This window comes from Pseudomonas sp. S3_A03 (assembly GCF_054668275.1).
Genome location: NZ_CP162753.1, coordinates 5,002,890 through 5,023,980 on the forward strand (window position 1 = coordinate 5,002,890; position 21,091 = coordinate 5,023,980).

25 protein-coding genes and 2 pseudogenes are annotated in these 21,091 nt (G+C 59.6%); 16 read left to right on the forward strand and 11 right to left on the reverse strand.

All coding sequences use genetic code 11. The annotated features are described in order from the left end of the window. Positions 1 to 2: 2 nt before the first annotated feature. Positions 3 to 851, forward strand: a complete 849-nt coding sequence (locus AB4O25_RS22865; RefSeq protein WP_460149999.1) for a carbon-nitrogen hydrolase family protein — start codon at positions 3 to 5, stop codon at positions 849 to 851. A gap of 16 nt (positions 852 to 867) precedes the next feature. Next, entirely contained in the window at positions 868 to 2,310 is a 1,443-nt protein-coding gene (gene tldD / locus AB4O25_RS22870; protein WP_017529090.1) for a metalloprotease TldD, read from the forward strand. A gap of 45 nt (positions 2,311 to 2,355) precedes the next feature. On the opposite strand, the gene yjgA is transcribed toward tldD, so the two are convergent. Next, positions 2,356 to 2,877, reverse strand: a complete 522-nt coding sequence (yjgA, locus tag AB4O25_RS22875; protein ID WP_017138246.1) for a ribosome biogenesis factor YjgA — start codon at positions 2,875 to 2,877, stop codon at positions 2,356 to 2,358. A gap of 108 nt (positions 2,878 to 2,985) precedes the next feature. Between yjgA and pmbA the strand changes: the two genes are divergently transcribed. From pmbA to AB4O25_RS22905, 6 genes and pseudogenes are all read left to right on the forward strand, one after another. Beyond that, positions 2,986 to 4,335: a metalloprotease PmbA gene (gene pmbA / locus AB4O25_RS22880; protein ID WP_460150000.1), complete on the forward strand. Its 1,350-nt coding sequence runs from the start codon at positions 2,986 to 2,988 to the stop codon at positions 4,333 to 4,335. A gap of 146 nt (positions 4,336 to 4,481) precedes the next feature. Continuing rightward, positions 4,482 to 4,877, forward strand: coding sequence for a hypothetical protein (locus AB4O25_RS22885; RefSeq protein ID WP_017526125.1), 396 nt, complete (start codon positions 4,482 to 4,484; stop codon positions 4,875 to 4,877). After that, on the forward strand, positions 4,870 to 6,246 hold the full coding sequence (locus tag AB4O25_RS22890; protein WP_017526126.1) for a class II fumarate hydratase: 1,377 nt from the start codon (positions 4,870 to 4,872) through the stop codon (positions 6,244 to 6,246). Before AB4O25_RS22885 ends, AB4O25_RS22890 begins: the two co-directional genes overlap by 8 nt. 27 nt (positions 6,247 to 6,273) lie before the next feature. Next, positions 6,274 to 6,702, forward strand: coding sequence for a hypothetical protein (locus AB4O25_RS22895; RefSeq protein WP_017526127.1), 429 nt, complete (start codon positions 6,274 to 6,276; stop codon positions 6,700 to 6,702). A 1-nt stretch (position 6,703) separates the two neighbouring features. Further along, positions 6,704 to 7,313 (forward strand): annotated as a pseudogene (locus tag AB4O25_RS22900) (superoxide dismutase). A gap of 33 nt (positions 7,314 to 7,346) precedes the next feature. Beyond that, entirely contained in the window at positions 7,347 to 8,240 is an 894-nt protein-coding gene (locus AB4O25_RS22905; protein WP_017526129.1) for a ZIP family metal transporter, read from the forward strand. Positions 8,241 to 8,276: 36 nt separating this feature from the next. Here the strand turns inward: AB4O25_RS22905 and AB4O25_RS22910 are convergent, their stop codons facing one another. From AB4O25_RS22910 to AB4O25_RS22955, 10 genes are all read right to left on the reverse strand, one after another. After that, positions 8,277 to 8,549, reverse strand: a complete 273-nt coding sequence (locus AB4O25_RS22910; RefSeq protein ID WP_068936328.1) for an HPr family phosphocarrier protein — start codon at positions 8,547 to 8,549, stop codon at positions 8,277 to 8,279. Positions 8,550 to 8,565: 16 nt separating this feature from the next. Beyond that, entirely contained in the window at positions 8,566 to 9,423 is an 858-nt protein-coding gene (gene rapZ / locus AB4O25_RS22915) for an RNase adapter RapZ (protein ID WP_460150001.1), read from the reverse strand. 2 nt (positions 9,424 to 9,425) lie between these two features. After that, positions 9,426 to 9,890 carry a PTS IIA-like nitrogen regulatory protein PtsN gene (ptsN, locus tag AB4O25_RS22920; protein WP_017526132.1) on the reverse strand — a complete coding sequence of 155 codons (465 nt, stop codon included), beginning with the start codon at positions 9,888 to 9,890 and terminating at the stop codon, positions 9,426 to 9,428. Between the two features lie 10 nt (positions 9,891 to 9,900). Further along, complete coding sequence (gene hpf, locus AB4O25_RS22925; protein ID WP_003171804.1) at positions 9,901 to 10,206, reverse strand: ribosome hibernation-promoting factor, HPF/YfiA family; 306 nt, start codon at positions 10,204 to 10,206, stop codon at positions 9,901 to 9,903. 75 nt (positions 10,207 to 10,281) lie between these two features. Then, on the reverse strand, positions 10,282 to 11,775 hold the full coding sequence (locus AB4O25_RS22930; protein ID WP_460150002.1) for an RNA polymerase factor sigma-54: 1,494 nt from the start codon (positions 11,773 to 11,775) through the stop codon (positions 10,282 to 10,284). Between the two features lie 198 nt (positions 11,776 to 11,973). Continuing rightward, positions 11,974 to 12,699, reverse strand: a complete 726-nt coding sequence (gene lptB, locus AB4O25_RS22935) for an LPS export ABC transporter ATP-binding protein (protein ID WP_004372092.1) — start codon at positions 12,697 to 12,699, stop codon at positions 11,974 to 11,976. Then, positions 12,699 to 13,232 (reverse strand): lipopolysaccharide transport periplasmic protein LptA, encoded by a 534-nt coding sequence (lptA, locus tag AB4O25_RS22940; protein WP_017526134.1) that lies wholly within the window; start codon positions 13,230 to 13,232, stop codon positions 12,699 to 12,701. The genes lptB and lptA overlap by 1 nt, the downstream gene beginning before the upstream one ends. Further along, entirely contained in the window at positions 13,219 to 13,791 is a 573-nt protein-coding gene (gene lptC, locus AB4O25_RS22945; RefSeq protein WP_017526135.1) for an LPS export ABC transporter periplasmic protein LptC, read from the reverse strand. The genes lptA and lptC overlap by 14 nt, the downstream gene beginning before the upstream one ends. 8 nt (positions 13,792 to 13,799) lie before the next feature. Continuing rightward, positions 13,800 to 14,324, reverse strand: a complete 525-nt coding sequence (locus AB4O25_RS22950; RefSeq protein WP_003171809.1) for a KdsC family phosphatase — start codon at positions 14,322 to 14,324, stop codon at positions 13,800 to 13,802. Next, a complete protein-coding gene (locus AB4O25_RS22955) occupies positions 14,325 to 15,299 on the reverse strand; it encodes a KpsF/GutQ family sugar-phosphate isomerase (RefSeq protein ID WP_017526136.1) in 975 nt (324 codons plus the stop codon). A 298-nt stretch (positions 15,300 to 15,597) separates the two neighbouring features. Here AB4O25_RS22955 and AB4O25_RS22960 point away from each other — a divergent pair. The 8 genes and pseudogenes from AB4O25_RS22960 to hisG form a co-directional block, all read left to right on the forward strand. After that, positions 15,598 to 16,398, forward strand: a pseudogene (locus tag AB4O25_RS22960) (ATP-binding cassette domain-containing protein); the annotation flags it as partial. Between the two features lie 7 nt (positions 16,399 to 16,405). Beyond that, the gene (mlaE, locus tag AB4O25_RS22965; RefSeq protein ID WP_017526137.1) at positions 16,406 to 17,203 is read left to right on the forward strand and encodes a lipid asymmetry maintenance ABC transporter permease subunit MlaE; all 798 of its coding nucleotides are present in this window, start codon (positions 16,406 to 16,408) and stop codon (positions 17,201 to 17,203) included. Continuing rightward, entirely contained in the window at positions 17,203 to 17,670 is a 468-nt protein-coding gene (gene mlaD, locus AB4O25_RS22970) for an outer membrane lipid asymmetry maintenance protein MlaD (protein ID WP_003171814.1), read from the forward strand. The genes mlaE and mlaD overlap by 1 nt, the downstream gene beginning before the upstream one ends. An 11-nt stretch (positions 17,671 to 17,681) precedes the next feature. Continuing rightward, the gene (locus AB4O25_RS22975) at positions 17,682 to 18,329 is read left to right on the forward strand and encodes an MlaC/ttg2D family ABC transporter substrate-binding protein (protein ID WP_017526138.1); all 648 of its coding nucleotides are present in this window, start codon (positions 17,682 to 17,684) and stop codon (positions 18,327 to 18,329) included. Then, on the forward strand, positions 18,326 to 18,631 hold the full coding sequence (locus AB4O25_RS22980) for an STAS domain-containing protein (RefSeq protein ID WP_017526139.1): 306 nt from the start codon (positions 18,326 to 18,328) through the stop codon (positions 18,629 to 18,631). The genes AB4O25_RS22975 and AB4O25_RS22980 overlap by 4 nt, the downstream gene beginning before the upstream one ends. A 113-nt stretch (positions 18,632 to 18,744) precedes the next feature. After that, the gene (locus AB4O25_RS22985; RefSeq protein WP_003171818.1) at positions 18,745 to 18,984 is read left to right on the forward strand and encodes a BolA family protein; all 240 of its coding nucleotides are present in this window, start codon (positions 18,745 to 18,747) and stop codon (positions 18,982 to 18,984) included. Positions 18,985 to 19,007: 23 nt separating this feature from the next. Continuing rightward, a complete protein-coding gene (gene murA, locus AB4O25_RS22990) occupies positions 19,008 to 20,273 on the forward strand; it encodes a UDP-N-acetylglucosamine 1-carboxyvinyltransferase (RefSeq protein WP_017526140.1) in 1,266 nt (421 codons plus the stop codon). Positions 20,274 to 20,435: 162 nt separating this feature from the next. After that, positions 20,436 to 21,071, forward strand: a complete 636-nt coding sequence (hisG, locus tag AB4O25_RS22995; protein WP_003171824.1) for an ATP phosphoribosyltransferase — start codon at positions 20,436 to 20,438, stop codon at positions 21,069 to 21,071. Positions 21,072 to 21,091: the final 20 nt, after the last annotated feature.

Sequence of the window (21,091 nt, forward strand, 5' to 3'; positions counted from 1 at the left end):
CCATGTCCTTTGCGGTAATTCAAATGGTCAGCCAGAGCGACGTACTGGCCAACCTGGCCCAGGCCCGGCGTTTGCTGGAACAAGCGGCGGCCGGCGGTGCGAAGCTTGCGGTGCTGCCGGAAAACTTCGCCGCCATGGGCCGTCGCGATGTGGCGGATATCGGTCGTGCCGAAGCGCTGGGTGAAGGTCCGATACTGCCCTGGTTGAAACAGACCGCCCGCGACCTCACCTTATGGATAGTGGCTGGCACATTGCCGTTGCCGCCCAGGGATCAACCGCACGCCAAGCCCAATGCCTGTTCGCTGCTGATCGATGATCGCGGCGAAATCGTTGCCCGTTACGACAAGCTGCATTTGTTTGATGTGGATGTGGCGGACGCTCGGGGTCGCTATCGCGAATCCGATGACTATGCTTTCGGAAGCCATGTGGTGGTGGCCGATACGCCGGTCGGTCGCCTGGGCATGACGGTGTGTTACGACCTGCGCTTCCCCGAGTTGTACAGCGAGTTGCGTGCGGCGGGGGCTGAACTGATTTCCGCGCCCTCGGCCTTTACCGCCGTGACCGGAGCGGCGCATTGGGATGTGCTGATCCGCGCCCGCGCCATCGAAACCCAGTGCTATTTGCTGGCGGCAGCCCAGGGCGGTGTGCATCCGGGGCCACGGGAAACCTATGGCCATGCGGCGATTGTCGATCCGTGGGGGCGTGTGTTGTCTCAACAGGATCAAGGCGAAGCGGTGTTGTTGTCCGCGCGCGATAGCAGTGAACAAGCGTCGATACGGGCGCGCATGCCGGTGGTCAACCATCGGCGCTTTTTCTCGCAGGGCGCGCAGCGGCCTGCCTCGCAACGATGAATTTAAGGCCAAACCTATGAGCGAGTTGTTGTCCTCAGTCAGTGAACACCTCCTGGCACCCGGTGGCGTGACCATCGAAAGTTTGCAAACCGTGCTGGGTGATCTCGCCGGGCCGGGTATCGACGCGGCAGACCTGTATTTCCAAGGGCAGATATCCGAGTCCTGGGCGCTGGAAGATGGCATCGTCAAGGAAGGCAGTTTTAATCTCGACCAGGGCGTCGGTGTGCGGGCGCAATCCGGGGAAAAAACCGGTTTTGCCTACAGCAACGCGATCACCCTGGAGGCCTTGGGCCTGGCCGCTCGTGCGGCGCGCTCGATTTCCCGCGCCGGCCAAAACGGTACGGTGCAGGCGTTCAGCACCCAGGACGTGGCCCAGTTGTACGCGCCGGATAACCCACTGGAAGTGATCAGCCGTGCGGAAAAGGTCGAGCTGCTAAAGCGTGTCGACGCGGCCACCCGCGCCCTGGACCCGCGTATCCAGCAGGTTACCGTGAGCATGGCGGGCGTATGGGAACGCATCCTGGTGGCCTCGACCGATGGTGGCCTGGCGGCGGATGTTCGACCGTTGGTGCGCTTCAACGTCAGCGTGATCGTCGAACAGAACGGCCGCCGTGAGCGCGGTGGTCATGGTGGTGGCGGGCGAACCGACTACCGTTATTTCCTCGCCGAAGACCGCGCGATGGGCTATGCCCGTGAAGCGCTGCGTCAGGCGCTGGTGAACTTGGAAGCCATTCCGGCACCGGCGGGTACGTTGCCGGTGGTGTTGGGTTCGGGTTGGTCCGGCGTGTTGTTGCACGAAGCGGTGGGGCATGGCCTGGAAGGCGACTTCAACCGCAAGGGCAGCTCCGCCTATAGCGGGCGCATGGGCGAAATGGTTGCATCCAAGTTGTGCACCATCGTCGATGACGGCACCCTGGCCGGTCGTCGGGGCTCGCTGAGCGTGGACGACGAAGGCACACCCACCGAATGCACCACGCTGATCGAAAACGGTGTGCTCAAGGGCTACATGCAAGACAAGCTCAATGCCCGCCTGATGGGCGTGGCGCGTACCGGTAACGGTCGCCGTGAGTCCTACGCCCATCTGCCGATGCCGCGTATGACCAATACCTACATGCTCGGCGGCGAAAGCGACCCGGCGGAAATCATCGCGTCGGTGAAGCGTGGCATCTATTGCGCCAACCTCGGCGGCGGCCAAGTGGATATCACCAGCGGCAAGTTCGTGTTCTCCACCAGCGAGGCGTACCTGATCGAAGACGGCAAGATTACCGCGCCGGTCAAAGGGGCAACGTTGATTGGCAACGGGCCGGAGGCCATGAGCAAGGTGTCGATGGTCGGTAACGACCTGTCGCTGGACAGCGGCGTGGGCACCTGTGGGAAAGATGGGCAGTCGGTGCCGGTGGGTGTCGGCCAGCCAACGCTGAAGATCGATGCAATCACCGTGGGTGGCACGGGATCGTAAGCGGTGGAGCTTCGGGTGGCGAGGGCCGCCACCCGGGGAAGGGCATCAACGCAGGCCGCGTTGAGTCTCGTCCAGCTCACGGATGTACTTGAAGATTTTACGGCTGGTGGCCGGCGCCTTGTTATGCGCCTGCTCGTGTTGGGCCTGACGGATGAGGGAGCGCAATTGCTGGCGGTCCGCGTCCGGGTAGTCCAGCACGAATTTTTCCAGCACTGCGTCATCGCCCGAAATCAGGCGGTCACGCCAACGCTCCAGGTTGTGGAAGCGTTCATTGTACTGGCGAGTGGAGGCATCGGTTTGATCGAGCAAGGCCAGAATGGCGTCAGTGTCCTGATCACGCATCAGCTTGCCGATAAACATGATGTGCCGTTTACGCGCGATATTCGCGGTGTGCTTGGGCGCGTCCGCAAGTGCCCGGCGCATTTCGTCGGTCAGCGGCAGTTTTGCAATCAAGTCTTTTTTGAGCGTTGTAAGGCGCTCGCCAAGGTCAACCAGAGCATGCAGCTCACGTTTGACCTGGGTTTTGCTTTTCTCCCCATCGAGGGAGTCGTCGTAAGAATCAACCATGGTGGCAGTCCGCAAAGAAACGCCGCCATGATAACCAGTCGGGGGCCGCTTGTCCGGCCCGGTCGCTCGATGGCCTTAACCGAAAGCAGAATTTGAGTGGAGAAAACCATGAGTGCAGCCCAAAGCGTCGGCCCACAAGCGTTACCGGCCCTGCAGGAACAAGTCGAGCAGATCCTTGCCGAGGCCAAGCGCCAGGGGGCCAGTGCGTGTGAAGTCGCGGTGTCGCTGGAGCAGGGGTTGTCAACGTCGGTACGCCAGCGGGAAGTGGAAACCGTTGAGTTCAACCGTGACCAGGGGTTTGGCATCACCTTGTACGTGGGGCAGCGCAAAGGCTCAGCCAGTACCTCGGCCAGTGGCCTGGACGCGATTCGTGAGACCGTGGCCGCCGCGTTGGCCATCGCCAAGCACACCTCCGAGGACGAAAGCTCAGGCCTGGCCGACAAGGCGTTGATGGCCAAGGACTTGAAAGACTTTGATCTGTTCCACGCCTGGGACATCACGCCAGAGCAGGCCATTGAACAGGCACTGACCTGCGAAGCCGCCGCGTTCGATGCTGATGCCCGCATCAAGAACGCTGATGGCACCACATTGAGCACCCATCAGGGTTGCCGCGTATACGGTAACAGCCATGGTTTTATCGGCGGTTATGCGTCCACCCGCCATAGCTTGAGCTGCGTCATGATCGCCGAGGCCAATGGCCAGCAGATGCAGCGTGATTACTGGTATGACGTAAACCGCCAGGGTGAATTGCTGGCAGACCCTGTGAGTATTGGCCAGCGCGCCGCACAACGTGCTGCGAGTCGTTTGGGCGCACGCCCGGTGCCGACCTGTGAGGTGCCCGTGCTGTTTTCGGCGGAACTGGCCGGTGGGTTATTCGGCAGTTTCCTGGGGGCGATTTCCGGCGGCAACCTGTATCGCAAGTCGTCGTTTCTTGAGGGGGCAATTGGCCAGGAGCTGTTTCCGCACTGGCTGACCATCGATGAGCGACCGCACTTGATGCGCGCCATGGGCAGCGCGGCGTTCGATGGTGATGGCTTGGCGACCTATGCCAAACCGTTCGTCGAGAAGGGTGAGTTGGTGTCCTACGTGCTGGGCACCTACGCCGGCCGTAAACTTGGCCTGCCAAGTACTGCCAACTCGGGCGGCGTGCATAACCTGTTCGTAACTCATGGCGACGAAGACCAGGCGGCGCTGCTGCGGCGTATGGGGCGTGGCCTGCTGGTGACCGAATTGATGGGGCACGGCTTGAACATGGTTACCGGTGATTATTCCCGTGGCGCGGCGGGCTTTTGGGTGGAAAACGGTGAGATTCAATTCGCCGTCCAGGAAGTGACCATCGCCGGCAATATGCGCGACATGTTCAAACAAATCGTCGCGGTAGGTAATGACTTGGAATTGCGTAGCAATATTCGCACGGGTTCGGTACTAATCGAGCGGATGACCGTCGCGGGCAGCTGACCGACTCGTTCCACAAATAAGAAGCGCGCTATCCCCGGATAGCGCGCTTTTTTTATGGGCGCAGGAAAAGTGGAAGACCATGTTGGCGTTGCTTTGATTCTCAATATCATTTAATAATAAATATCATTACCGAATGAGTGTGGATCATGAGTTCTGTCCTGCATGAGGATCCGTACCTGGAAAGCTGGCGCTGGATGAGTCGTCAGATTCGCTGCGGCCTCGATCCCAATGAGCCTCGCCTGATCGAACATTACCTCAATGAGGGGCGATACCTGGCGTGCTGCACCGCGACTCATCCGTGGACGATCGCTGAAACCTCTTTCCGTCTGTTGATCGACACCGCCAGCGATATCGCGTTGCCCTGGCATTGGCGCTCCATGTGCCTGGACCAGGCCTGGCGACCGCTGCGTGACCTGGAAAAACTCTCCCACTGTGCCTGCCGCCTCAAGCGCTGGCAGACCTTTGCCTGGCAATTGGCGACGTGCCAATTGCTGCCTTCGATTTCTCACTCCGACTTGGTGCAAGGATCTAACGATGAGTAACACCCGTATCGAACGCGACAGCATGGGCGAACTGCAAGTACCTGCCGAGGCCCTGTATGGCGCCCAAACCCAGCGCGCGGTGAATAACTTTCCGATCAGCCACCAACCCATGCCGGCGCAATTCATTCGTGCGCTGATTCTGGCCAAGGCCGCAGCCGCCAAGGTCAACGTCGACCTCAAGCAGATCAGTGAAGGGCAGGGCAAGGCCATCGTCGATGCCGCCCAGGGTTTGCTTGAAGGTGATTTCATGCCGCATTTCCCGGTGGATATCTTCCAGACCGGTTCCGGCACAAGCTCCAACATGAACGCCAACGAAGTGATCGCTACCCTGGCCAGCCGTTTGCTCGGTGAGGCGGTCAACCCTAACGACCACGTGAACTGTGGGCAAAGCAGCAACGACATCATTCCGACCACCCTCCATGTCAGTGCCGCGCTGGTGCTGCATGAGCAAACATTGCCGGCCCTGCTGCACCTGGTGCAGGTGATCGAGCGCAAAGCCGAAGAGGTTCACCCGTTCATCAAAACCGGGCGCACGCACCTCATGGATGCCATGCCGGTGCGCATGAGCCAGGTGCTCAATGGCTGGGCGCAGCAACTCAAGGCCAATATCGGTCATTTGCAGGACTTGTTGCCAAGCCTGCAAGCCCTGGCACAGGGCGGCACGGCGGTGGGCACCGGGATTAACGCGCATCCTGAATTCGCCGCACGCTTCAGCCAGCAACTAAGCGGGCTGACGGGGGTTAAATTCACCCCCGGCAAGAACCTGTTCGCGTTGATCGGCTCCCAGGACACCGCTGTCGCCGTCTCCGGACAGTTGAAAGCTACCGCCGTGTCGTTGATGAAAATCGCCAATGACCTGCGCTGGATGAACTCCGGCCCGCTTGCCGGTCTGGGTGAAATCGAGCTGGAAGGCTTGCAGCCCGGCTCTTCGATCATGCCGGGCAAGGTCAATCCGGTGATCCCGGAGGCGACTGCGATGGTCGCCGCCCAGGTAATCGGCAATGACACGGTGATCACCGTCGCGGGCCAATCCGGCAACTTCGAGCTGAATGTAATGCTGCCGATCATTGCCCAAAACCTGCTCAGCAGCCTCGAGTTGCTGGCCAATTCCAGCCGCCTGCTGGCAGACAAAGCCATCGCCAGTTTCAAAGTCAACGAAGCCAAGCTCAAGGAAGCGCTGTCGCGCAACCCGATTCTGGTCACCGCACTCAACCCGATCATTGGTTACCAAAAGGCCGCTGAAATCGCCAAACAAGCCTATCAGCAGGGCCGTCCAGTGATTGATGTCGCCCTTGAACACACCGACTTGCCTCGCAGCCAGCTGGAAATCCTGTTGGATCCGGAAAAGCTCACGGCCGGCGGCGTATAACCACAGACCCTGCTTTGGAGGCTCACCATGGAGCACTGGAAACGCACGATCGAACGCGCCAATCGCTGCTTTATGCGGGGCGAACTGGTGGACGCTCGCGAAGCCTATTTGCAGGCCCTGGCCCTGGCCCACGTGTTGTTCGAACGCTGGGCGGATGCTGACGAAGCAGTGGCAGCCTGTGTCATTTCCCATCACAACCTGGCGGACCTGCACCTGCGCCTCAACCAGCCGGAAGAAAGCGCCGAATACCTGTGTGCCATCCACCAGCGCCTGCTGCAGGCCATGCAGGACTTGCGCTTGAGCCCGCAATTACGCGAAGCAGCGCTGCGCCAGAGCAGCAAGACCTACGTCGAACTGTTGAATTTCATCAGCGATCACGGCGAGTACCCGCGTACCCATCGCCTGCTGGGCGGTACTGCGGCGCAGCCGAATACGCCTCAATACGGAGCACATTGATATGACTTACACCCTGCCTGCCTTGCCTTATGCCTACGACGCCCTGGAACCGCATATCGATGCGCAAACCATGGAGATTCACTACACCAAGCATCACCAGACCTACATCAACAACTTGAACGCGGCGGTAGAGGGCACTGAGTTCGCCGGTTGGCCGGTGGAGAAACTGGTGGCCAGCGTTCAGCAACTGCCGGAAAAACTGCGTGCAGCGGTGATCAACCAGGGTGGTGGTCATGCCAACCATTCGTTGTTCTGGGCGGTGATGTCACCTAAAGGGGGGCAAGCCCGAGGGCGCACTGGGCAAGGCGATTGACGACCAGTTGGGCGGCTTCGATAGCTTCAAGGAGGCGTTCACCAAAGCCGCATTGACGCGTTTCGGTAGTGGCTGGGCCTGGCTGAGCGTTACGCCGCAAAAGACCCTGGTGGTGGAAAGCAGCGGCAACCAGGACAGCCCGTTGATGAGCGGCAACACGCCCATCCTTGGCCTGGATGTCTGGGAGCACGCCTACTACTTGCTGTACCAGAACCGTCGTCCTGAATACATCAATGCCTTCTACAGCGTTATCAACTGGCCAGAAGTCGCCGCACGCTATCAGGCCGCTCTGGCCTGACATTCGTCTTCATAACAAGATCTAAGGCCGACTATGGGTACTGAAACACTGGCGATCAGCAGCGTGCGGATGTTTCGTTATGCGTTTGGTTCGCTGCTGCTATTGGCGGGGGCTGCATTGCTGGTGGCCCATGGGCTGGCCTGGCTGGACCTGGCGCCGCGCATCCTGCGCGCGTTGCAGGGCGGGGCGATATGCGCGCTTGGCACGGCGTTGGGCGCGGTTCCGGTGCTGGTGATTCGGCGGATGCCGGTAGCCTTGAGCGATACCTTGCTGGGCTTTGGTGCTGGAGTGATGCTGGCGGCAACCGCCTTTTCGCTGGTCGTGCCGGGTATTACTGCGGCGCAAAGCCTGGGGCTCTCGCCCTGGGGCGCTGGCGGCTTGATCAGCTTGGGCATCATGCTGGGGGCGTTCGGGTTGTATCTGGTCGACCGCAAGGTCTCTGGAGCCAGCCCGGAGATGCTGGTGGGTAGCCCCGACAAACCGGTGATTCCTCCACGCATCTGGCTGTTTGTGTTCGCCATTATCGCTCACAACATTCCGGAAGGCATGGCGGTCGGCGTTTCCGCCGGTGGCGGCATGCCGGATGCCGACAGCCTGGCCATGGGCATTGCTTTGCAGGATGTGCCCGAAGGCCTGGTGATTGCCTTGGTATTGGCGGGGGCGGGGATGTCGCGGGTCAAGGCATTCCTGATCGGCGCGGCCTCAGGTTTGGTAGAGCCGGTATTCGCCGTGCTGTGCGCCTGGTTGGTGAGCCTCGCACAAGTGTTGTTGCCTTTGGGGCTGGCATTGGCGGCTGGGGCGATGTTGCTGGTGGTGACTCACGAAGTCATCCCCGAATCGCGCCGCAATGGCCACGAAAAGCTGGCCAGCCTTGGCTTGTGCATCGGGTTCTGCTTGATGATGGTGATGGATACTGCGTTGGGCTGAGGCCATTGCGGCCTCGTGCCTGAGTCAAAAGCGGGTTTATTCGCCCTCGTCAAAGTAGTTGTTGATCAGCGCCACCAGGGCGTCCAGCGCTTCCTGCTCTTGCTCGCCTTCGGTCTTCAAATGAATCTTTGTGCCCTTGCCGGCAGCCAGCATCATCATGGCCATGATGCTTTTGCCATCGACCATGGTTTCCGGGGTGCGCCCGGCGCGGATCTGGCAGGGAAACTGCCCGGCAACGCCGACGAACTTGGCCGAGGCTCGGGCGTGCAAACCCAGCTTGTTGATGATTTCAATTTCCAGAGCGGGCATCGCGGGGGTGTTCCTTTCAGCTAAGGTCGCGGTGGCGGACCTGGACGTTCTTGAGGGTTTGTTGCAGCACCTGGCCCAGGCGCTCGGTCAGGTAGACGGAGCGGTGGTGGCCGCCTGTGCAGCCAATGGCAATCGTGACATAGGCCCGGTTACTCGCGGCAAAGCGTGGCAACCATTTGAGCAAATAGTTGGAAATGTCCTGGAACATCTCCTCCACATCAGGCTGTGCGGCCAGATACTCAGCCACAGGTTGGTCCAACCCGGACTGCTCGCGCAGTTCAGGTTTCCAGTAGGGGTTGGGCAGACAGCGCACATCGAACACTAGGTCGGCATCCACCGGCATCCCCCGCTTGAAACCAAATGACTCGACCAGAAACGCCGTACCGGGTTCGGGCTGGTTGAGCAGGCGCAACTTGATGGCGTCACGCAATTGATACAGGTTGAGGCTGGTGGTGTTGATCTTGAGGTCGGCCAGGTCAATGATCGGCCCCAGCAGCTTGGTTTCATCCTCGATGGCTTCGGCCAGGGAGCGGTGGGGGCTGCTGAGGGGGTGGCGTCGACGGGTTTCGGAGAAGCGCTTGAGCAGTGTCTCTTCGTCAGCGTCCAGGTACAGCACATCACAATGAATATGTTTGGCGCGCACTTCCTCAAGCAGTTCCGGGAAGCGCGAGAGATGGCTGGGCAAGTTGCGGGCATCAATCGAAACCGCCACCAGGGGTTGCGCCAACTCGGTGTGGATAAGCGCCCGTTCGGCCAGTTCCGGCAGCAGGCCGGCGGGCAGGTTGTCGATGCAATAGAAGCCGCTGTCCTCAAGAACATTGAGGGCGGTGCTTTTACCCGAGCCTGAGCGGCCGCTGACGATGATCAAACGCATGATTACTGCCCGTTTTGTTCATCCAGGACAACTTGATACAGCGCCGCGTTGCTGCTGGCACTGCGCAGTTTGTCGCGTACCTCCTTGCGGTCGAGCATGCTGGCGATCTGCCGGAGCAGTTCCAGGTGCGCATCGGTGGCGGCTTCCGGGACCAGCAGCACAAACAGCAGGTCAACCGGGGCGCCGTCGATGGCGTCAAAATCGATCGGAGCTTCCAGATGCAGCAGGGCGCTCACGGGGGTGTCACAGCCTTTGAGGCGGCAGTGAGGAATGGCGATGCCGTTGCCAAAACCGGTGGAACCGAGTTTTTCACGGGCAACCAGTGCCTCGAAGACAACTTGCATCTCCAGATCCGGCACTTCGCGGGCGATCAGGTTGGCAATTTGTTCAAGGGCTTTTTTCTTGCTGCCGCCCGGCACGTTCACGAGGGAACGGCCGGGGGTCAGGATGGTTTCAAGTCGGATCATGGGGGGAGAGTTAACGACCTGTACCTTGCATCAGGTGCAGATTCTTTTCCTTATGCTTTATGAGTTGGCGGTCCAGCTTGTCGTAGAGCGAGTCAATCGCCGCGTACATGTCCTCATGCTCAGCATTGGCGACGAGCTTGGCATTCGGTACGTGCAGGGTGGCCTCGATTTTCTGCTTGAGCTTATCGACCTCCATGATGACCTGCACGTTGGTGATCTTGTCAAAATGCCCCGCAAGCTTGTTCAGCTTGCTCTCGGTGTACTCACGCAGGGGCTTGGTGACTTCCAGCTGGTGTCCACTGATGTTGACTTGCATACAGCTTCTCCTTCGTTGCCAGTGCATAAAGCGGCAGGCAAAGACGCCTGCCACTGGAACGCTGTGGCCCGCCCGTCACATCAAACGCTTACGCTCGCTGGAAGGCGCGATCCCAAGGGACTCGCGGTACTTGGCGACGGTTCGACGGGCGACCTGAATGCCTTGTGCCTCCAGTAAACCAGCGATCTTGCTGTCACTCAACGGCTTTTTCTGATTTTCCGCGGCAACCAGTTTTTTGATGATCGCGCGGATCGCCGTGGACGAGCATTCGCCGCCTTCGGAGGTGCTGACATGGCTGGAGAAAAAGTATTTGAGCTCATATATACCCCGTGGGGTATGCATGAATTTTTGCGTCGTCACCCGTGAAATCGTTGATTCGTGCATGCCTACCGCCTCGGCGATGTCATGCAGCACCAGAGGCTTCATCGCCTCGTCGCCGTATTCCAGGAAGCCGCGCTGATGCTCGACGATCTGGGTGGCAACTTTCATCAGGGTTTCGTTACGGCTCTGCAGGCTCTTGATGAACCAGCGGGCTTCCTGCAACTGGTTGCGCATGAAGGTGTTGTCGGCGCTGGTGTCGGCGCGGCGCACAAAACCGGCATATTGCGGGTTGACCCGCAGGCGTGGCACCGACTCCTGGTTCAATTCCACCAGCCAGCGTTCGTTGTCCTTGCGCACAATCACGTCAGGGACCACATATTCGGCTTCGCTGGACTCGATCTGCGAGCCCGGGCGCGGGTTGAGGCTTTGCACCAGTTCGATAACCTGGCGCAGGTCATCTTCTTTGAGCTTCATGCGGCGCATCAACTGGCTGTAGTCGCGGCTGCCCAGCAGGTCGATGTAATCGGTGACCAGGCGCTGTGATTCAGCCAGCCAAGGTGTCTTGGCGGGCAGCTGGCGCAGTTGCAGCAACAGGCATTCGCTCAGGGAGCGGGCGCCAATACCCGCAGGCTCGAACTGCTGGATGCGGTGCAGGACGGCTTCGATTTCGTCCAGCTCAATGTCCAGTTCAGGGTCGAAGGCCTCCAGAATCTCCTCGAGCGTCTCGTCCAGATAACCCTGGTTGTTGATGCAATCGATCAGCGTGACGGCGATCAGGCGATCGGTGTCGGACATCGGTGCGAGGTTCAGTTGCCACAACAGATGGCTCTGCAGGCTTTCGCCGGCGGAGGTGCGGGTGGTGAAGTCCCACTCGTCATCATCGTTGCTGGGCAGGCTGCTCGCGCTGGTCTGGTAGACGTCTTCCCAGGCGGTATCCACCGGGAGTTCGTTGGGAATGCGTTCGTTCCAGTCGCCTTCCTCAAGGTTATCCACCGTTGGGGCGGTTTCCTGGTAGGAGGGTTCCTGCACGTCGGAATTGGGTTTTTGCTCGATGTTGTCGGCCAGCGGGTCTGCATTATCGAAGTCGTCGCCTTCTTCCTGGCGTTCGAGCATCGGATTGGACTCCAGGGCCTCCTGGATTTCCTGTTGCAGGTCCAGGGTCGACAATTGGAGCAGGCGGATGGCCTGTTGCAGCTGCGGTGTCATCGTCAGCTGCTGGCCCATTCTCAGGACTAGCGATGGTTTCATGGCAGGGGCTTAACACCTTATTCGCCGGCGCAATGCGCCATCCACGACAGGGCGCGTGAGCGCCAAACATAAGCAAATTATATGCCTGATATCGAGGGCTTTGCCTAGAGCGCGGTAACAATAAAAAAACCGTAGGTTTTTCTTTGGTACGCGCGCTTCGGACAAACGACCTGCCACCCCCTGTTCATACAGGTGGTTTTACAGGCGGAACTCGTGACCCAGGTACACTTCCTTGACCAGTTCGTTGGCCAGGATGGTCGCGGAATCGCCTTCGGCGATCAACTGGCCATCGTTGACGATATACGCGGTTTCGCAGATATCGAGGGTTTCACGCACGTTGTGGTCGGTGATCAATACGCCGATACCCTTGGCCTTGAGGTGATGGATGATCTGCTTGATGTCGCCGACCGAAATCGGGTCGACGCCGGCAAACGGTTCGTCCAGCAGGATGAACTTTGGCGCGGTCGCCAGGGCGCGGGCGATTTCCACGCGACGACGCTCGCCACCGGACAGGCTCATGCCAAGGTTGTCGCGAATGTGGTTGATGTGGAACTCCTGCAGCAGGCTTTCCAGCTCTTGGCGGCGGCCGTCACGGTCGAGTTCCTTGCGGGTCTCAAGGATAGCCATGATGTTGTCGGCAACCGACAGTTTGCGGAAGATCGAGGCTTCTTGCGGGAGATAGCCGATACCGGCGCGAGCACGGCCGTGCATCGGCTGATGGCTGACATCCAGGTCGTCGATCAGTACGCGACCCTGATCTGCCTGGACCAGGCCGACGATCATATAGAAGCATGTGGTCTTGCCGGCGCCGTTGGGGCCGAGCAAGCCGACGATCTGGCCGCTGTCGATCGACAGGCTGACGTCGCGCACGACCTGACGGCTTTTATAGGCCTTGGCCAGATGCTGGGCTTTCAGGGTTGCCATTACTCGGCCTTCTTCTTCGGCTGGATAACCATGTCGATACGCGGACGTGGCGCAGTTACCTTGTTGCCATTGGCTCGACCGGCGTTGGCGATCTGCTTCACGGTGTCATAGGTGATTTTTTCACCTTCCGTGGAGTTGCCATCGGGGCTCAGCACCTTGGCCTGGTCGATCAATACAATGCGGTTCTGCTGGGCATGGTACTGGATGGTCTTGCCGTAGCCCTTCATCGGGCCTGTATCGGTAGCCGACTGCTTCTGTTCGAAGTAAGCCAGGTTGCCCACCGAGGTCACGACGTCAATATCACCGTTTGGGGTGCGCGTCAGTGTCACGGTATTGCCGGTGATCTTCATCGACCCCTGGGTGATGATCACGCCGCCGGTGTAGGTCGCTACACCTTGCTTGTCATCCAGTTGCGCATCGTCAGCCGAGATGTGGATCGGCTGCTGGCTATCGTTCGGCAGAGCCCAGGCGCTCACGCTTCCCAGTGCTGCGCCCAGACTGAGCAAAATAGGGAGAGTTTTAACGAGCCTCATACTGTCCTCTTACGTTCGATAGCAGGTGTATCCTGCTTTCTTTCAAATACGCTTTCATTCCCTTGCCAGTCGATACACCGCCAGCGCCGTCGATTCTAACGTCTTGCTCGGTCTGCGCATATTGCTTCTGCGGGAATACGGTCATGCGACTGGTAGTAATCACCGTGTCGCGTTTCTGGGCGTCAGTGCGTGCAACACGCACCGAATCAATCAGTTCTACCTCGGTACCGTCCGGGTTCACCTCGCCACGCTTGCTGGTGACGTGCCACGGAAACTCAGTGCCGCGATACAGGTTCAGGTCCGGATTGGTCAGCAGGGTGACTTCGGTCGTCTTCAAATGCTCGACCTTGTCCGAGGTCATTTCGTACTGCACCTTGCCGTCCGGCAGGAACTGCACGCTGTAGGCGTTGGTGGCGTAATAGTCGATAGCGCCTTCGTCGACCTGCGCGGCAGGTTGGTCGAGGAAGCGCTCCGGGCTGATATTCCAGTAGCCCACCGCCAGGAATAGCGCGGCGATGACCCCGAATAGCAGGAAGTTGCGAATCTTTTTGCTCAACATAAAACGCTCTATAGGTAGGCGGCGTGGGCCGCTTCAAGGCTGCCCTGGGCACGCAGGATCAGCTCGCAGAACTCGCGGGCAGCGCCTTCTCCGCCACGGGCGGTGGTGATGCCATGGGCGTGTTCGCGAACGAATGCCGCCGCATTGGCGACCGCCATGCCCAGGCCCACTCGGCGAATGACCGGCAAGTCCGGCAGATCATCACCCAGGTAGGCGACCTGCTCATAGCTTAGGTTGAGTTGGCCAAGAAGCTCGTCCAGAACCACCAGTTTATCCTCGCGACCCTGATACAGGTGAGCAATTCCCAGGTTTTGTGCGCGGCGTTCCACAACGGGGGTTTTTCGACCGCTGATAATCGCCGTTTGCACGCCCGCCGCCATCAGCATCTTGATGCCCTGGCCGTCGAGGGTGTTGAACGTCTTGAATTCGCTGCCGTCTTCGAGGAAATACAGGCGCCCGTCAGTCAGCACGCCGTCTACGTCGAAAATCGCCAGTTTGATGTGTTTGCCGCGTTGCAGCAGGTCGCTGGTCATTTACATCACTCCCGCACGCAGCAAGTCGTGCATATTCAGGGCGCCAACCGGATGGTCGTGGCTATCGACCACTACCAGCGCGCCGATCTTGTGGTCTTCCATGATCTTCAATGCTTCGGCTGCCAGCATTTCAGGGCGTGCGGTCTTGCCGTGAGGGGTCATGACCGCGTCGATGGTGGCGGTGTGAATATCGATGGTACGGTCCAGGGTGCGGCGCAAATCACCGTCGGTAAACACGCCGGCCAGGCGACCGTCGGTTTCCAGGATCACGGTCATGCCCAGGCCCTTGCGGGTCATTTCCATCAGCGCGTCCTTCAACAGGGTGCCGCGCTGGACGTGGGGCAATTCATCGCCCGAATGCATGACATTTTCGACTTTCAGCAGCAGGCGGCGGCCCAGGGCTCCGCCAGGATGTGAAAACGCGAAGTCCTCGGCGGTGAACCCGCGGGCTTCCAGCAACGCCACGGCGAGCGCATCGCCCATGACCAGCGCGGCGGTGGTGGAGGAGGTCGGTGCCAGGTTCAGCGGGCAGGCCTCGTGGGCCACGTGAACATTGAGGTTCACCTCGGCGGCCTTGGCCAGCGTCGAGTCCGGGTTGCCGGTGAGGCTGATCATCTGGATCCCGAGGCGCTTGATCAGTGGCAGCAAGGTCACGATTTCGTTGGTGGTGCCGGAGTTGGACAGCGCCAGGATGACGTCATCCTTGGTGATCATGCCCATGTCGCCGTGGCTCGCTTCGGCCGGATGCACGAAGAACGCGGTGGTCCCGGTGCTGGCCAGGGTGGCGGCGATTTTGTTGCCGACATGGCCGGACTTGCCCATGCCGACCACGACAACGCGGCCCTTGCTGGCCAGAATCATCTCGCAGGCGCGTACGAAATCTGCGTCGATATGCGCCAGTAAGCCTTCTACGGCTTCAAGCTCGAGGCGGATGGTGCGTTGCGCGGATTGAATAAGGTCGCTGGATTGGCTCATGTCTGAAATCGTATAGCCTGACGAAAAGTCGGCGATTATAGCGGTAATGATCAATTCCCTCACACAAGTTCGTCAGGCTTTATTCCGCGCTAGCCCGAGATTCATGCCTGGCAACGTTTTTTCACTGTCCCGGATCTGAACAAGCACCGTTCCGGCCTTGGGCGCGTTGTACCAGCAGTGATATAGTTCGCCGCCAGTTCGGTCCGCCCAGCCCACGTGGCTATCTGTTGCGTAACCGTTGAATAGGTTTATCGCATGCGTGGTGTCTGAGTGAAAGGCTGCATCCCAAGGAGTTTAGATGAGTGCCGATAACGCTTACGCGGTCGAGCTGAAGGGACTGACCTTCAAGCGCGGGACGCGCAGCATCTTCAATAATGTCGATATTCGCATTCCCCGTGGCAAGGTCACGGGCATCATGGGGCCGTCCGGTTGCGGCAAGACCACCCTGTTGCGCCTGATGGGCATGCAATTGCGCCCCAGCGCCGGCGAAGTGTGGGTCAACGGCCAGAACCTGCCGACGCTGTCGCGCAGCGATCTGTTCGATGCGCGCAAGCACATGGGTGTGCTGTTCCAGAGCGGTGCGCTGTTCACCGACCTGGATGTGTTCGAGAACGTGGCCTTTCCGCTGCGAGTGCATACCCAGCTGTCTGATGAAATGATTCGTGACATTGTCCTGCTGAAACTGCAGGCCGTGGGCCTTCGCGGAGCTATCGACCTGATGCCCGACGAGCTCTCCGGCGGTATGAAGCGGCGTGTGGCCCTGGCGCGCGCGATTGCCCTCGACCCCCAGATCCTCATGTACGACGAGCCCTTCGTCGGCCAGGACCCGATCGCCATGGGCGTTCTGGTGCGCTTGATCCGCCTGCTCAACGACGCACTGGGCATCACCAGCATCGTGGTGTCCCACGATCTTGCAGAAACCGCGAGCATTGCCGATTACCTCTATGTGGTAGGCGATGGCCAGGTATTGGGGCAGGGCACGCCTGAAGAACTGATGAACGCCGATAACCCGCGCATTCGCCAATTCATGACCGGCGATCCCGATGGCCCTGTGCCTTTTCACTTTCCGGCGGCGGATTACCGCTCAGATCTTCTGGGAAGCGCTGATGCGCAAGACATCTCTAATCGAGAAGGTTCGCCTTTTCGGTCGCTCCGGCATCGACATTGTCGAAGTGCTGGGCCGTTCGACTATTTTCCTGTTCCACGCCTTGCTCGGGCGCGGTGGCATTGGCGGCGGCTTCGGCCTGTTGATCAAGCAGCTGCATTCGGTAGGCGTGATGTCCCTGGTGATCATCGTGGTTTCCGGGATTTTCATCGGCATGGTGCTGGCGTTGCAGGGCTTCAATATCCTTTCCGGCTACGGTTCGGAGCAGGCCGTTGGGCAGATGGTTGCCCTTACGCTGCTACGTGAGCTGGGGCCGGTGGTCACTGCGTTGCTGTTTGCGGGCCGTGCCGGTTCGGCGTTGACCGCCGAGATCGGCAACATGAAGTCCACCGAGCAATTGTCCAGCCTCGAAATGATCGGCGTGGACCCGCTCAAGTACATTGTTGCCCCGCGCCTGTGGGCCGGCTTCATTTCCCTGCCACTGCTGGCGATGATCTTCAGTGTGGTGGGGATCTGGGGCGGTTCCTGGGTGGCGGTCGACTGGCTGGGCGTCTATGACGGCTCGTACTGGGGCAACATGCAGAACAGCGTGACCTTCAGCGGTGACGTGCTCAATGGCATCATAAAGAGCATTGTCTTCGCTTTTGTCGTGACCTGGATCGCCGTTTTCCAAGGCTATGACTGTGAGCCCACCTCAGAAGGGATCAGTCGCGCCACCACCAAGACCGTTGTGTACGCCTCGCTGGCGGTACTGGGTCTTGACTTTATTTTGACCGCCTTGATGTTTGGAGATTTCTGATGCAAAACCGCACTGTGGAAATCGGTGTCGGCCTTTTCTTGCTGGCTGGCATCCTGGCTTTACTGTTGCTGGCCCTGCGAGTCAGCGGCCTTTCGGCCAGCCCCACCGCCGATACTTATAAACTTTACGCATATTTCGACAATATCGCCGGTTTGACTGTCAGAGCTAAAGTGACGATGGCCGGTGTCACCATCGGCAAGGTCACGGCAATCGATCTGGACCGCGACAGCTTCACCGGTCGAGTGACGATGCAACTGGACAAGAAGGTCGATAATCTGCCGACTGACTCCACTGCATCTATCCTCACTGCGGGTCTGCTGGGCGAGAAGTACATCGGTGTCAGCGTGGGCGGGGAGACAGCCCTGCTCAAGGATGGCTCGACCATCCACGACACACAGTCGTCGTTGGTACTGGAAGACCTGATCGGTAAATTCCTGCTCAATACGGTCAATAAAGACGCCAAATGAGGAATGTGTACATGATCTCTACCTTGCGACGTGGCCTCCTGGTACTGCTTGCAGCGCTGCCATTGATGGCTAACGCGGCGGGTTCTGCGCACGAACTGGTGCAGGACACTACTAACAAGATGTTGGCCGACCTGTCGGCCAACAAGGAAAAGTACAAGCAAGATCCCAGTCAGTTCTATAACGCGCTCAATACCATCGTCGGCCCGGTTGTCGATGCCGAAGGTATTTCCCGCAGCATCATGACGGTCAAGTATTCGCGCAAGGCTACCCCGGCGCAGATGCAGACCTTCCAGGAAAACTTCAAGAAAGGCCTGTTCCAGTTCTACGGCAACGCGCTGCTTGAATACAACAACCAGGGCATTACCGTCGCCCCAGCCGGCGATGAGTCGGGTGATCGCACCAGCGTCAACATGAGCGTCAAGGGCAACAATGGCGCCGTTTACCCTGTGCAGTACACGCTGGAGAAGGTCAACGGCGAGTGGAAGCTGCGTAACGTGATCATCAACGGCATCAACATCGGCAAGCTGTTCCGTGACCAGTTCGCCGACGCCATGCAGCGTAATGGCAATGATCTGGACAAGACCATCAACGGTTGGGCCGGTGAAGTCGCCAAGGCCAAGGAAACTTCCGACAAGGAAGCAGGGAAGTCCGCGCAATGACCGAGTCGGCTGTTCGTCTTGGCGACGCCGGGGAGTTGTTCCTCAGCGGCGTGCTGGATTACCGCACCGGGCCGGACCTGCGCAAACAGGGCCAGGCCCTGATCATGGCCAGCAATGCTCCGGCGCTGGTGTTGGATTGCTCGGCGGTGACCAAGTCCAGCAGTGTTGGTTTGTCGTTGCTGTTGTGCTTCATGCGTGACGCAGGCGCGGCCAAAAAGCCGGTCAGCGTCCGCGCTTTGCCGGAAGACATGCGCGAAATCGCCGAAGTTTCCGGGTTAACCGAGCTGCTGGCGCATCCTTAATACACATTATTAAGAAGCCCCCCGTCAGAGTCCTGCTATGCGGGGTTCGCAGGCGCGGGGCTTTTTTGTATGATGTGCGACCCGTGCGCACTGGGCGCCGATAGAGGTTGAGCATGCAGGCCAACGAAGTGAAGAGCTTCCTTGAAGGAAAGCTGCCGGAAACGACTGTTGAAGTTGAAGGCGAAGGCTGCAATTTCCAGCTGAATGTGATTAGCGATGAACTGGCGGCATTGAGCCCGGTCAAGCGTCAGCAGCAGATCTATGCCCATTTGAACCCATGGATCACCGATGGCAGCATCCATGCGGTCACTATGAAATTTTTCAGCCGCGCGGCCTGGGCCGAGCGCACCTGAGCCCCCAAGGCGTCGAGATTCTTATGGATAAATTGATTATTACCGGCGGTGCCCGCCTTGATGGCGAGATCCGCATTTCCGGTGCGAAAAACTCCGCCTTGCCGATCCTGGCAGCGACCCTGCTATGCGATGGCCCGGTAACCGTGGCCAACCTGCCACACCTGCACGACATCACCACCATGATCGAGCTGTTCGGTCGCATGGGCATCGAGCCGGTGATTGACGAGAAGCTGGCGGTCGAAATCGACCCGCGCACCATCAAAACCCTGATCGCCCCGTACGAACTGGTGAAAACCATGCGTGCGTCGATCCTTGTGCTGGGCCCGATGGTTGCTCGTTTCGGCGAAGCCGAAGTGGCGTTGCCCGGTGGGTGCGCCATCGGTTCGCGTCCGGTGGACCTGCACATCCGTGGCCTGGAAGCCATGGGCGCAGTCATTGACGTCGAAGGCGGCTACATCAAGGCCAAGGCACCGGAAGGCGGCCTGCGTGGCGCGAACTTCTTCTTTGATACCGTCAGCGTGACCGGTACCGAGAACATCATGATGGCCGCGGCCCTGGCCAAAGGCCGCAGCGTGCTGCAAAACGCCGCGCGCGAGCCGGAAGTGGTCGACCTGGCCAACTTCCTGAACGCCATGGGTGCGAAGGTTTCCGGTGCTGGCACCGACACCATTACCATCGACGGCGTAGAGCGCCTGCACAGCGCCACCTACAAGGTCATGCCCGACCGCATCGAAACCGGTACCTACCTGGTTGCTGCCGCCGTTACCGGTGGTCGCGTCAAGGTCAAGGACACCGATCCGACTATCCTGGAAGCGGTCCTGGAAAAACTGCGTGAAGCCGGTGCCGAAATCACCACCGGTGAAGACTGGATCGAGCTGAACATGCACGGCAAGCGTCCGAAGGCCGTCAACGTGCGTACCGCTCCGTACCCGGCCTTCCCGACCGACATGCAAGCGCAGTTCATCTCCCTGAACGCCATTGCCGAAGGCACCGGCGCGGTAATCGAGACCATTTTCGAAAACCGTTTCATGCACGTGTATGAACTGCACCGCATGGGCGCGAAGATCCAGGTCGAGGGCAACACTGCCATCGTCACCGGCACCGAGAAGCTCAAGGGCGCGCCGGTGATGGCGACTGACCTGCGCGCTTCGGCCAGCCTGGTCATTTCGGCATTGATCGCTGAAGGCGATACCCTGATCGACCGCATCTACCACATTGACCGTGGTTACGAGTGCATCGAAGAAAAACTGCAGATGCTCGGCGCCAAGATCCGCCGCGTACCGGGCTAGCCCCGGGCTTGCTGTGGTGAGCGGGCAAGCCCGTTCACCACAGCCGGTACCCGCTGGCCGCTCGCTGAATTGGTTTCAAATCGAGGCTGTAATGGCCTCGATCTGTGTCTGGCGCCGTTTGCGTCCGGACAGCAATAGCCTGATGAAGGACTGACGTTTCCCATGTTGACCATCGCACTGTCCAAGGGCCGCATCCTTGACGACACCTTGCCGCTTCTGGCTGAAGCGGGCATCGTGCCGACCGAGAATCCGGACAAGAGCCGCAAGCTGATCATCCCCACGACCCAGGATGACGTCCGTCTGCTGATCGTGCGGGCTACCGACGTGCCGACCTACGTTGAGCATGGTGCAGCCGACCTGGGCGTCGCCGGTAAAGACGTGCTGATGGAGTACGGTGGCCAGGGCCTGTACGAGCCGCTGGACCTGCGTATTGCCCTGTGCAAGCTGATGACCGCCGGCCGTGTCGGTGATGTCGAGCCCAAGGGTCGCCTGCGCGTGGCCACCAAGTTCGTCAACGTCGCCAAGCGCTACTACGCCGAACAAGGCCGTCAGGTCGATATCATCAAACTCTATGGCTCGATGGAGTTGGCGCCATTGATCGGCCTGGCCGACAAGATCATCGACGTGGTCGACACCGGCAACACCCTGCGTGCCAACGGTCTCGAGCCTCAGGACTTTATCGCCGACATCAGTTCCCGCCTGATCGTCAACAAAGCATCGATGAAGATGCAACACGCCCGTATCCAGGCGTTGATCGACACCCTGCGCACCGCCGTGGAGTCTCGACACCGCGGTTGACCTACCCGCGTAGCTGAAAA

Excerpts from the sequence above, each read along its gene's own strand:
- AB4O25_RS22865 (WP_460149999.1), top strand. The coding sequence starts at position 3 with ATGTCCTTTGCGGTAATTCAAATGGTCAGCCAGAGCGACGTACTGGCC.
- tldD (WP_017529090.1), top strand. The coding sequence starts at position 868 with ATGAGCGAGTTGTTGTCCTCAGTCAGTGAACACCTCCTGGCACCCGGT.
- yjgA (WP_017138246.1), bottom strand. The coding sequence starts at position 2,877 with ATGGTTGATTCTTACGACGACTCCCTCGATGGGGAGAAAAGCAAAACC.
- pmbA (WP_460150000.1), top strand. The coding sequence starts at position 2,986 with ATGAGTGCAGCCCAAAGCGTCGGCCCACAAGCGTTACCGGCCCTGCAG.
- AB4O25_RS22885 (WP_017526125.1), top strand. The coding sequence starts at position 4,482 with ATGAGTTCTGTCCTGCATGAGGATCCGTACCTGGAAAGCTGGCGCTGG.
- AB4O25_RS22890 (WP_017526126.1), top strand. The coding sequence starts at position 4,870 with ATGAGTAACACCCGTATCGAACGCGACAGCATGGGCGAACTGCAAGTA.
- AB4O25_RS22895 (WP_017526127.1), top strand. The coding sequence starts at position 6,274 with ATGGAGCACTGGAAACGCACGATCGAACGCGCCAATCGCTGCTTTATG.
- AB4O25_RS22905 (WP_017526129.1), top strand. The coding sequence starts at position 7,347 with ATGGGTACTGAAACACTGGCGATCAGCAGCGTGCGGATGTTTCGTTAT.
- AB4O25_RS22910 (WP_068936328.1), bottom strand. The coding sequence starts at position 8,549 with ATGCCCGCTCTGGAAATTGAAATCATCAACAAGCTGGGTTTGCACGCC.
- rapZ (WP_460150001.1), bottom strand. The coding sequence starts at position 9,423 with ATGCGTTTGATCATCGTCAGCGGCCGCTCAGGCTCGGGTAAAAGCACC.
- ptsN (WP_017526132.1), bottom strand. The coding sequence starts at position 9,890 with ATGATCCGACTTGAAACCATCCTGACCCCCGGCCGTTCCCTCGTGAAC.
- hpf (WP_003171804.1), bottom strand. The coding sequence starts at position 10,206 with ATGCAAGTCAACATCAGTGGACACCAGCTGGAAGTCACCAAGCCCCTG.
- AB4O25_RS22930 (WP_460150002.1), bottom strand. The coding sequence starts at position 11,775 with ATGAAACCATCGCTAGTCCTGAGAATGGGCCAGCAGCTGACGATGACA.
- lptB (WP_004372092.1), bottom strand. The coding sequence starts at position 12,699 with ATGGCAACCCTGAAAGCCCAGCATCTGGCCAAGGCCTATAAAAGCCGT.
- lptA (WP_017526134.1), bottom strand. The coding sequence starts at position 13,232 with ATGAGGCTCGTTAAAACTCTCCCTATTTTGCTCAGTCTGGGCGCAGCA.
- lptC (WP_017526135.1), bottom strand. The coding sequence starts at position 13,791 with ATGTTGAGCAAAAAGATTCGCAACTTCCTGCTATTCGGGGTCATCGCC.
- AB4O25_RS22950 (WP_003171809.1), bottom strand. The coding sequence starts at position 14,324 with ATGACCAGCGACCTGCTGCAACGCGGCAAACACATCAAACTGGCGATT.
- AB4O25_RS22955 (WP_017526136.1), bottom strand. The coding sequence starts at position 15,299 with ATGAGCCAATCCAGCGACCTTATTCAATCCGCGCAACGCACCATCCGC.
- mlaE (WP_017526137.1), top strand. The coding sequence starts at position 16,406 with ATGCGCAAGACATCTCTAATCGAGAAGGTTCGCCTTTTCGGTCGCTCC.
- mlaD (WP_003171814.1), top strand. The coding sequence starts at position 17,203 with ATGCAAAACCGCACTGTGGAAATCGGTGTCGGCCTTTTCTTGCTGGCT.
- AB4O25_RS22975 (WP_017526138.1), top strand. The coding sequence starts at position 17,682 with ATGATCTCTACCTTGCGACGTGGCCTCCTGGTACTGCTTGCAGCGCTG.
- AB4O25_RS22980 (WP_017526139.1), top strand. The coding sequence starts at position 18,326 with ATGACCGAGTCGGCTGTTCGTCTTGGCGACGCCGGGGAGTTGTTCCTC.
- AB4O25_RS22985 (WP_003171818.1), top strand. The coding sequence starts at position 18,745 with ATGCAGGCCAACGAAGTGAAGAGCTTCCTTGAAGGAAAGCTGCCGGAA.
- murA (WP_017526140.1), top strand. The coding sequence starts at position 19,008 with ATGGATAAATTGATTATTACCGGCGGTGCCCGCCTTGATGGCGAGATC.
- hisG (WP_003171824.1), top strand. The coding sequence starts at position 20,436 with ATGTTGACCATCGCACTGTCCAAGGGCCGCATCCTTGACGACACCTTG.